2 pseudogenes are annotated in these 217 nt (G+C 59.0%); one reads left to right on the forward strand and one right to left on the reverse strand.

Features of this window, described 5'->3' with window-relative positions:
* Positions 1-2: 2 nt before the first annotated feature.
* Positions 3-56: pseudogene (locus H6B10_RS18560) on the forward strand (hypothetical protein); the annotation flags it as partial.
* Positions 57-104: 48 nt separating this feature from the next.
* Here the strand turns inward: H6B10_RS18560 and H6B10_RS18565 are convergent.
* Positions 105-217 (reverse strand): annotated as a pseudogene (locus H6B10_RS18565) (cytidylate kinase family protein); the annotation flags it as partial.

Raw genomic sequence — 217 nt, forward strand, 5'->3', positions numbered from 1 at the left:
GCCTGCGTGACAAGGACAAACGCCGTGCTGCCTACCACCGCTTTTACACCAACATGAAATGGGGCCACGCCCAGAACTACGACCTGACGCTGAACAGCGGTACACTGGGCATCGGCGTGGATAAATACCCGCAGGCAATCAGCTTTGTCCCGCAGAATGTAATCGGCACAGCGGCCCACAATTACGCAAGGCCCCTGACCGGCCAGCCGGCTGATGA

This window comes from Gemmiger formicilis (assembly GCF_016901605.1).
Classification (GTDB): domain Bacteria; phylum Bacillota; class Clostridia; order Oscillospirales; family Ruminococcaceae; genus Gemmiger; species Gemmiger formicilis_B.